This is a genomic window from Streptomyces sp. NPDC006296, from assembly GCF_040613235.1.
Classification (GTDB): Bacteria; Actinomycetota; Actinomycetes; order Streptomycetales; family Streptomycetaceae; genus Streptomyces.
The window spans coordinates 19043-29209 of record NZ_JBEXRT010000062.1; the positions used below are offsets into that span (position 1 = coordinate 19043).

The following is a 10167-nucleotide window of genomic DNA, read 5'->3' on the forward strand; positions in this document are numbered from 1 at the left end:
CCAGCGTCGTCCCTCGGCACAGCACATGCCACGACGACGACGGGAGAGCCGATGCGTTCCGACGCCTGGTCGCCCATGGACGGTCGCCCTGTCCAGCAGGGGATGTACGACCCCCGTAACGAGCACGACGCCTGTGGTGTCGGGTTCGTGGCCACTCTGACCGGTGTGGCCAGCCATGAGCTGGTCGAGCAGGCGCTGACCGTCTTGCGCAACCTCGAACACCGCGGCGCCACCGGATCCGAGCCCGACTCGGGTGACGGCGCCGGCATCCTCCTCCAGGTCCCGGACGCCTTCCTCCGCGAAGAGGCCGGGTTCCCGCTCCCCGAGGCCGGCTCCTACGCCGTGGGCATCGCCTTCCTGCCCGCCGAGGACTCCACCGACGCGGTCGAGCAGATCGAGAAGATCGCCGCCGAAGAGGGCCTCGACGTCCTCGGCTGGCGTCAGGTCCCGGTCACCCCGGACATCCTCGGCAACGGCGCCCGCGCCGTCATGCCCGAGTTCCGCCAGCTGATCGTCGCCGCACAGGACGCCGCCACCGGCATCGCCCTCGACCGCAGGGCGTTCGTCCTGCGCAAGCGCGCCGAGCGTGAGGCCGGGGTGTACTTCCCCTCGCTCTCCGCCCGCACGATCGTCTACAAGGGCATGCTCACCACCGGGCAGCTGGAGCCGTTCTTCCCGGACCTCTCCGACCACCGCTTCGCCACCACGGTCGCGCTGGTCCACTCCCGCTTCTCGACCAACACCTTCCCCAGCTGGCCGCTCGCCCACCCGTACCGCTTCGTCGCGCACAACGGCGAGATCAACACGGTCAAGGGCAACCGCAACTGGATGAAGGCCCGCGAGTCCCAGCTCGCCTCCAGCCTCTTCGGCGAGGCGCAGCTCGACCGCATCTTCCCCGTCTGCACCCCGGACGCCTCGGACTCCGCCTCCTTCGACGAGGTCCTGGAACTCCTCCACCTCGGCGGCCGCTCCCTGCCGCACTCGGTGCTGATGATGGTCCCCGAGGCCTGGGAGAACCACGCCTCCATGGACCCGGCCCGCCGCGCCTTCTACCAGTACCACTCCACGATGATGGAGCCCTGGGACGGCCCGGCCTGCGTCACCTTCACCGACGGCGTCCAGGTCGGCGCGGTCCTCGACCGCAACGGACTGCGCCCCGGCCGCTACTGGGTCACCGACGACGGCCTCGTCGTCCTCTCCTCCGAGGTCGGCGTCCTGGACATCGACCCCGCCAAGGTCGTCCGCAAGGGCCGCCTCCAGCCCGGCCGGATGTTCCTCGTCGACACCGCCGAGCACCGCATCATCGAGGACGACGAGATCAAGGCGTCCCTCGCCGCCGAGCACCCGTACGAGGAGTGGCTGGAAACCGGCGAGATCGAGCTGGAGGACCTCCCCGAGCGCGAGCACATCGTCCACACCCACGCCTCGGTCACCCGCCGCCAGCAGACCTTCGGCTACACCGAGGAAGAGCTCCGCGTCCTCCTCGCCCCGATGGCCCGCACCGCCGGCGAACCCCTCGGCTCCATGGGCACCGACTCGCCGATCGCCGCGCTCTCCTCGCGCCCCCGCCTGCTCTTCGACTACTTCACCCAGCTCTTCGCGCAGGTCACCAACCCGCCGCTGGACGCCATCCGCGAGGAGCTCGTCACCTCGCTGCGCTCCTCCCTCGGCACCCAGGGCAACCTCCTGGAGCCCTCCGCCGCGTCCTGTCGCAGCGTCACCCTGCCCTTCCCGGTGATCGACAACGACGAGCTGGCCAAGCTCATACACGTCAACGCCGACGGCGACATGCCGGGCATGAAGGCCGCGACCCTCTCCGGCCTCTACCGCGTCAGCGGCGGCGGCGACACCCTCGCCGCACGGATCGAGCAGATCACCCACGAGGTCGACGCCGCCATCGAGGACGGCGCCCGCCTCATCGTCCTGTCCGACCGGCACTCCGACGCCGAGCACGCACCGATCCCCTCGCTGCTGCTCACCTCCGCCGTCCACCACCACCTCATCCGCACCAAGCAGCGCACCCAGGTGGGCCTGCTGGTCGAGGCCGGCGACGTCCGCGAGGTCCACCACGTCGCCCTGCTCATCGGCTACGGCGCCGCCGCGGTCAACCCCTACCTCGCGATGGAGTCCGTCGAGGACCTCGTCCGCGCCGGCACGTTCATCGAGGACATCGAGCCCGAGCTCGCCATCCGCAACCTGATCTACGCCCTCGGCAAGGGCGTCCTCAAGGTCATGTCCAAGATGGGCATCTCGACCGTCGCCTCCTACCGCGGCGCCCAGGTCTTCGAGGCCGTCGGCCTCGACGAGGCCTTCGTCGCCCAGTACTTCAACGGCACCGCCACCAAGATCGGCGGCGCCGGACTCGACGTCGTCGCCAAGGAGGTCGCGGCCCGGCACGCCAAGGCCTACCCGGCCTCCGGCATCTCCGCCTCGCACCGCGCGCTGGAGATCGGCGGCGAGTACCAGTGGCGCCGCGAGGGCGAGCCGCACCTCTTCGACCCGGAGACCGTCTTCCGCCTCCAGCACGCCACCCGCAACCGCCGGTACGACATCTTCAAGAAGTACACCGGCCGGGTCAACGAGCAGTCCGAGCGCCTCATGACCCTGCGCGGCCTGTTCGGCTTCAAGGACGGCCGCGAGCCGATCTCCCTCGACGAGGTCGAGCCCGCCTCCGAGATCGTCAAGCGCTTCTCCACCGGAGCCATGTCCTACGGCTCCATCTCCCAGGAGGCGCACGAGACCCTCGCCGTCGCCATGAACCAGCTCGGCGGCAAGTCCAACACCGGCGAGGGCGGCGAGGACGCCGACCGCCTCTACGACCCGGCGCGCCGCTCGTCCATCAAGCAGGTCGCCTCCGGTCGCTTCGGCGTCACCAGCGAGTACCTGGTCAACGCCGACGACATCCAGATCAAGATGGCGCAGGGCGCCAAGCCCGGCGAGGGCGGCCAGCTCCCCGGCCACAAGGTCTACCCCTGGGTCGCCAAGACCCGGCACTCCACCCCGGGCGTCGGCCTGATCTCGCCCCCGCCGCACCACGACATCTACTCCATCGAGGACCTGGCGCAGCTGATCCACGACCTCAAGAACGCCAACCCGGCGGCCCGCATCCACGTGAAGCTGGTCTCCGAGGTCGGCGTCGGAACGGTCGCGGCCGGCGTCTCCAAGGCCCACGCGGACGTCGTCCTGATCTCCGGCCACGACGGCGGCACCGGCGCCTCGCCGCTCACCTCGCTCAAGCACGCGGGCGGCCCCTGGGAGCTCGGCCTCGCCGAGACCCAGCAGACCCTGCTGCTCAACGGCCTGCGCGACCGCATCGTCGTCCAGACCGACGGCCAGCTCAAGACCGGTCGCGACGTCGTCATCGCCGCCCTGCTGGGCGCCGAGGAGTTCGGTTTCGCGACCGCGCCGCTCGTCGTCTCCGGCTGCGTCATGATGCGCGTCTGCCACCTCGACACCTGCCCCGTCGGCATCGCCACCCAGAACCCCGTCCTGCGCGACCGGTTCTCCGGCAAGGCCGAGTACATCGTCAACTTCTTCGAGTTCATCGCCGAAGAGGTCCGGGAGATCCTCGCCGAGCTCGGCTTCCGCACCATCGAGGAGGCCGTCGGCCACGCCGAACTCCTCGACACCGAGCGCGCCGTCACCCACTGGAAGGCGCAGGGCCTCGACCTCGACCCCCTCTTCCACGTGCCGGAACTCCCCGAGGGCGCGGTGCGCCACCAGGTCGCCGAGCAGGACCACGGCCTCACCAAGGCACTCGACAACGAGCTCATCAGGCTCGCCGCCGACGCCCTGGGCGCCGACAGCCCCGAGGCCGCCCAGCCGGTCCGCGCACAGATCGCGATCCGCAACATCAACCGCACCGTCGGCACCATGCTCGGCCACGAGGTGACCAAGAAGTTCGGCGGTGCGGGCCTGCCCGACGACACCATCGACATCACCTTCACCGGGTCCGCCGGCCAGTCCTTCGGCGCGTTCGTGCCGCGCGGCGTGACCCTACGCCTGGAGGGCGACGCCAACGACTACGTCGGCAAGGGCCTCTCCGGCGGCCGTGTCATCGTCCGCCCCGACCGCGGCGCCGACCACCTCGCCGAGTACTCCACCATCGCCGGCAACACCATCGGCTACGGCGCCACCGGCGGCGAGCTGTTCCTCCGCGGCCGCACCGGCGAGCGCTTCTGCGTCCGCAACTCCGGCGCCACGGTCGTCTCGGAGGGCGTCGGCGACCACGGCTGCGAGTACATGACCGGCGGCCACGCCGTGGTCCTGGGCGAGACGGGACGCAACTTCGCCGCGGGCATGTCCGGCGGCATCGCGTACGTCGTCGACCTCGACCTCGACAACGTCAACACCGGCAACATCGGCGCCGTCGAGACGCTCGACGACACCGACAGGCAGTGGCTGCACGACGTCGTGCGCCGCCACCAGGAGGAGACCGGCTCCACGGTCGCCGAGAAGCTGCTGGCCGACTGGAACACCTCGGCCGCCCGCTTCAGCAAGATCATCCCGTCCACCTACAAGGCAGTGCTCGCCGCCAAGGACGCCGCTGAGCTCGCCGGTCTCTCCGAGCAGGAGACCACCGAGAAGATGATGGAGGCGGCGACCCATGGCTGACCCCAAGGGCTTCCTGACCACCGGACGCGAAGTCGCCCGGACCCGTCCCGTCGACGAGCGCGTCAAGGACTGGAACGAGGTCTACGTCCCGGGATCGCTGCTCCCGATCATCAGCAAGCAGGCCGGGCGCTGCATGGACTGCGGCATCCCGTTCTGCCACAACGGCTGCCCGCTCGGAAACCTCATCCCCGAGTGGAACGACTACGCCTACCGAGAGGACTGGTCGGCGGCGTCCGAGCGCCTGCACGCCACGAACAACTTCCCGGAGTTCACCGGCCGCCTGTGCCCCGCTCCGTGCGAGTCGGCGTGCGTCCTCGGCATCAACCAGCCGGCCGTCACCATCAAGAACGTCGAAGTCAGCATCATCGACAAGGCGTGGGACAGCGGCGACGTCACCCCGCAGCCGCCCGAGCGCCTCTCCGGCAAGACCGTCGCCGTCATCGGCTCGGGCCCGGCGGGACTCGCCGCCGCCCAGCAGCTGACCCGGGCCGGCCACACGGTCGCCGTCTTCGAGCGCGCGGACCGCATCGGCGGACTCCTGCGCTACGGCATCCCCGAGTTCAAGATGGAGAAGTCGCACATCAACCGCCGCATCGAGCAGATGCGCGCGGAGGGCACCAAGTTCCGCACGGAGGTGGAGATCGGCAAGGACATCGACGCCGCCAAGATCCGCCGCCGCTACGACGCGGTCGTCATCGCCGCCGGTGCCACCGTCTCCCGCGACCTGCCCGTCCCGGGCCGTGAGCTGAACGGCGTGCACTTCGCGATGGAGTACCTCCCCCTCGCCAACAAGGTGCAGGAGGGCGACCTGACGGTCTCCCCGATCACCGCCGAGGGCAAGCACGTCGTCGTCATCGGCGGCGGCGACACCGGCGCCGACTGCGTCGGCACCGCCCACCGCCAGGGCGCCGCCTCCGTCACCCAGCTGGAGATCATGCCCCAGCCGGGCGCGGAGCGTCACGCCGGCCAGCCCTGGCCGACCTTCCCCATGCTCTACAAGGTCACCTCCGCGCACGAGGAGGGCGGCGAGCGGATCTACTCCGTCTCCACCACCCACTTCGAGGGCGACGAGGACGGCAACGTCCAGTCCCTGCACCTCATCGAGGTGGAGTTCAAGGACGGCAAGCTGGAGCAGAAGGCCGGCACGGAGCGGGTCATCCCCGCCCAGCTCGTCACCCTGGCCATGGGCTTCACCGGCACCGACCAGGCCAACGGCCTCGTCCAGCAGTTCGGCGTCGAGCTCGACGAGCGCGGCAACGTCGCACGCGACGAGACCTACGCGACCAACGTCGACGGCGTCTTCGTCGCCGGTGACGCGGGCCGCGGCCAGTCCCTCATCGTGTGGGCCATCGCCGAGGGCCGCTCCGCCGCCCGCGGCGTGGACCGCTTCCTGACCGGGACGAGCGCCCTGCACGCCCCGATCCGCCCGACGGACCGTTCCCTGACGGTCTGACCCGGCACACAGACGTCCCGTACAACGGCGTACGGAACTGAACGCGGCGCCCGCCCGTCCCCGACCGGACACGGCGGGCGCCGTGACGCGTCCGGGCACGATGACCGACGGGCGGGGGCGCGGGGGTTCCCGGCTCGCCGCCCGTCGGTCACCGCCGCCACGGCACGGGGGTGAGGTCCGGGCTCCTGCGCCGCGGGTGTGCGGTTCGCGACCCCGGGCACTGCGGCCACAGGGGTGAGGTCCCGGCGCCCGGGCCGCGGGCGGCCGGTTCAGGTCATCAGCGCCAGCGCGCACACGGCGGCCAGGGTGCCCGTCACCGACAGCACCAGACCGGTGCCGACGAAACGGCCCAGGGCGATCCGGGTCCCCTGCCAGCGGCACCGCTCGAACCACAGCAGCGTCGCCAGGGACGCCCACGGAGTGACCAGCGGCCCGACGTTCACCCCGATCAGCAACGCCAGCAACTGCTCGTGGTTCCCCACCGGGATCACCGCCTCACCCGCCAGATAGGCGGGCAGGTTGTTCAGCACGTTGGACAGCCCCGCGCCCACCGCCGCGGAACGCAGCATCCCCACGAAACCGTTGTCCGACCCGAGCGCCGACTCCAGCAGCGCGTGCAGACCGTGCGCGTCCACGGTCGCCACCACCAGGAACATCCCCGGAACGAGCACCAGCAGCCGCCACGGCACCAGGGACAGGCTCAGCTCCTCCCCGCGCCGCACGGCGAACGCCACCACGACGACCACCATCGCGGTCAGCGACGCCGACCACAGCGGGACGTCCGCCACCAGGATCGCCAGCAGGAAGCCCGCACAGGCCACCGCACAGATCCGCAGCAGGACCGGATCGGCCGGCACCGTCGGACCCGGCGGGTCGTACCGGTCCGCGCCGCGCCGCCCGCGGCGCCAGTAGAAGACCCACAGGCAGACCGATGTCACGGCGATCGCCGCGAGCTGGGGCAGCCACATCACCGCGGCCAGACCGGACGGCGACAGCGCCACCCGGTCCGCCGCCAGGAGATTCGTCAGGTTCGACACCGGCAGCAGCAGACTCGCGGTGTTGGCCAGCCACACCGTCGTCATCGCCAGCGGCACCGCCGCGATCCCCACCCGGGCGGCCAGGGCCAGCATGACCGGGGTCAGCAGCACCGCCGTGGTGTCCAGGTTCAGCGTGATCGTGGTGAGCGAGGCGAACACCACGCACAGCCCGAAGAGCAGCGGATAGCGCCCGCGCCCCGCCCGCGCCACCCACACCGAGACCACGTCGAAGACCTGCGCCCGGCCCGTCAGCTCGGCCATCACGATCACCGTGCCCAGGAACACCACCAGCGGCCCCACCCGCCGCATCTCCTGCGCGGCGTGGTCCGCGGGCAGCAGACCGGTCACCACGGCGAGCAGCCCCAGGACCAGCAGACCCCCCGCCAGCCAGTCCAGCGGATGCAGCCGCCGGACGATCCCACGCGGCCCGCCACCGGATCCGCCCCCGGAACCCTCGGCCGCCGGTCCCGCTGCCTCTCTCACCATGGGGCGATGATCCCAGAAAGCGGAATCAGGTCGAGGACCGGCGGGTACGTCACCGCAGTGCCGCCGCGCCGCTTTCCGGAGTGCGCCGCGCGGCGGGGTGGACCGGTGGGCCGGTCAGGGAGCGCCGGGTGGCCCGTGACCCCGTCCGGCCCGGAACCGGAGGCGGCCGGGAGACCCGTGCGGCGTAACCCCCCGTCACGCATTCCGCGGGCCCGCCTCCGGCCCCGGGGACGCCTCGGAGCGGTGACCGGGTGAAATCTGCCCCCGCACGACGCCCCTCGTGCCGCCTCCGCGAGCCCCGTCGCGGCGGCGGCCCCGCCGGACCGCAGGGCGGCCGCGCCCCCGGGGGAGAACGGTGCGGGGCGCCTTCCGGTACGCACCCGGAACACGGGGTGAACGGTCCGCGGCCTGCCGGAACGCCCGACGCGCCGGTGCGGAAGGATCTGCCGCTCGGCGGCAGAACGTGCTACGGTTGCCGAGTTGCAGTTTTGGTACCCATGAACATTATGTGCGCCTGACGGGAACCCTCCTCAGGCGCTTTATTGTTTTCCGGCTTTCTCCGGATGGGGCTCAATGCGGCGACTTGGAATTCGTAAAGTGCGAATTTCCGGCACTGCACCTCTTTTAGGAGAATGACATGGCTACTGGAACCGTGAAGTGGTTCAACTCGGAAAAGGGCTTCGGCTTCATCGAGCAGGACGGCGGCGGCGCCGACGTCTTCGCCCACTACTCCAACATCGCCACCTCGGGCTTCCGTGAGCTCCAGGAGGGCCAGAAGGTCTCCTTCGACGTCACGCAGGGCCAGAAGGGCCCGCAGGCGGAGAACATCGTCCCGGCCTAATTGCCGGACGCGTACCTCGCAACCGGGGCCCGCACCGTGACGGTGCGGGCCCCGGTTTGTGCTGTTTCCGACTCGTCGTCACCCCCGGTTCAGGCTCCGCCGCCGGGACACCTGCTCTGTGCAAGCATCCTGGGGCGCACAGACCCGAGCAGTCCGCAGCAGTCGGCAGTGATCCCAGGAATCCCCCAGGAGGGCAATTCCGCATGACCCGCTCCGAACGCCAGGACCGACCGGCCCGCAACCGCCCGATAAAGGGACGCGGCACGGACCGGCCGCAGACGAACACCCGAGGCGCAGGCCGGGCCCCGGCACGCCGCAGGCCCGCACCGCCCCAGGGCGGCGAGTTCGCCCTGCCGCAGACCCTCACCCCCGCGCTGCCCGCCGTCGAGTCCTTCGACGCCCTCGACATGCCCGCCGCGCTGCTGAAGACCCTCGCCGCGCAGGGCGTGACCGACCCGTTCCCCATCCAGGGCGCCACCCTGCCGAACTCCCTGGCCGGCCGTGACATCCTCGGCCGCGGACGCACCGGATCGGGCAAGACGCTGGCCTTCGGCCTGGCCCTGCTCGCCCGCACCGCGGGACGCCGCTCGGAGCCGCACGCCCCGCTCGCACTCGTGCTCGTCCCCACCCGGGAACTCGCCCAGCAGGTCACCGACGCACTGACCCCGTACGCGACCGCCGTGAACCTCCGCGTCGCGACCGTCGTCGGCGGCATGTCGATCAGCAGGCAGTCCGGTGCGCTGCGCCGCGGCGCCGAGGTCCTGGTCGCCACCCCCGGCCGCCTCAAGGACCTCATCGAGCGCGGTGACTGCCGGCTCGACGCGGTGTCCATCACCGTCCTCGACGAGGCCGACCAGATGGCCGACATGGGCTTCATGCCGCAGGTCGTCGCACTCCTCAAGCAGGTCGAGCCGGACGGGCAGCGGATGCTGTTCTCGGCCACCCTCGACAAGAACATCGACCGGCTGGTCAAGATGTTCCTCACCGACCCGGTCGTGCACTCCGTCGACCCGTCGGCCGGCGCCGTCACCACCATGGAGCACCACGTCCTGCACGTGGCGGACGAGACGGACAAGAAGGCCGTCGCCACCCGCATCGCGGCCCGCGACGGCCGCGTGATCATGTTCGTGGACACCAAGCGCGGCGCCGACCGGTTCGCCAAGCGGCTCCTCGCCAGCGGGGTGCGCGCCGCGGCCCTGCACGGCGGACGCTCCCAGCCGCAGCGCAACCGGACGCTGGACCAGTTCAAGAACGGCGAGGTCACCGCGCTCGTCGCGACGAACGTGGCAGCCCGCGGCATCCACATCGACGACCTGGACCTGGTCGTCAACGTGGACCCGCCCACCGACCACAAGGACTACCTCCACCGCGGCGGACGCACCGCGCGCGCCGGGGAGTCCGGCAGCGTCGTCACGCTCGTCCTCCCCGAGGAGAAGCGCGACATGACCCGGCTGATGCAGGACGCGGGCATCGCGCCGGTCACCACCCGGATCAAGTCCAGCGACGAGGAGCTCGGCCGCATCACGGGCGCCCGTGAGCCCTCCGGCGTGGCGGTCGTCATCGAGGTGCCGCAGCCGACGCAGCCCAAGCCGCGTACCCGCGGCGGAGGCCAGGGCTCCGGCTCGTCCGCAGGCGGATCGTTCCGCTCGGGCAGCCGCGGCCGCGGCCGGGCTCCTCGTCGCTGGACTTGATCCGGGTGGTGACCGGCGCGATGCCCGCGTCCTGCATCAGCCGGG

5 protein-coding genes are annotated in these 10167 nt (G+C 71.3%); 4 read left to right on the plus strand and 1 reads right to left on the minus strand.

Translation table 11 applies throughout. The features are described 5' to 3' along the window. Positions 1-51 precede the first annotated feature (51 nt). Positions 52-4614 carry a glutamate synthase large subunit gene (gene gltB, locus ABZ172_RS28510; RefSeq protein WP_356887968.1) on the plus strand — a complete coding sequence of 1521 codons (4563 nt, stop codon included), beginning with the start codon at positions 52-54 and terminating at the stop codon, positions 4612-4614. After that, positions 4607-6067 carry a glutamate synthase subunit beta gene (locus ABZ172_RS28515; RefSeq protein ID WP_356887970.1) on the plus strand — a complete coding sequence of 487 codons (1461 nt, stop codon included), beginning with the start codon at positions 4607-4609 and terminating at the stop codon, positions 6065-6067. The genes gltB and ABZ172_RS28515 overlap by 8 nt, the downstream gene beginning before the upstream one ends. 269 nt (positions 6068-6336) lie before the next feature. On the opposite strand, the gene ABZ172_RS28520 is transcribed toward ABZ172_RS28515, so the two are convergent. Next, positions 6337-7590 (minus strand): SLC13 family permease, encoded by a 1254-nt coding sequence (locus ABZ172_RS28520; protein WP_356887972.1) that lies wholly within the window; start codon positions 7588-7590, stop codon positions 6337-6339. A 637-nt stretch (positions 7591-8227) separates the two neighbouring features. Here ABZ172_RS28520 and ABZ172_RS28525 point away from each other — a divergent pair. Then, a complete protein-coding gene (locus ABZ172_RS28525; RefSeq protein WP_003969786.1) occupies positions 8228-8431 on the plus strand; it encodes a cold-shock protein in 204 nt (67 codons plus the stop codon). A gap of 203 nt (positions 8432-8634) precedes the next feature. Beyond that, entirely contained in the window at positions 8635-10122 is a 1488-nt protein-coding gene (locus ABZ172_RS28530) for a DEAD/DEAH box helicase (protein ID WP_356887974.1), read from the plus strand. Positions 10123-10167: the final 45 nt, after the last annotated feature.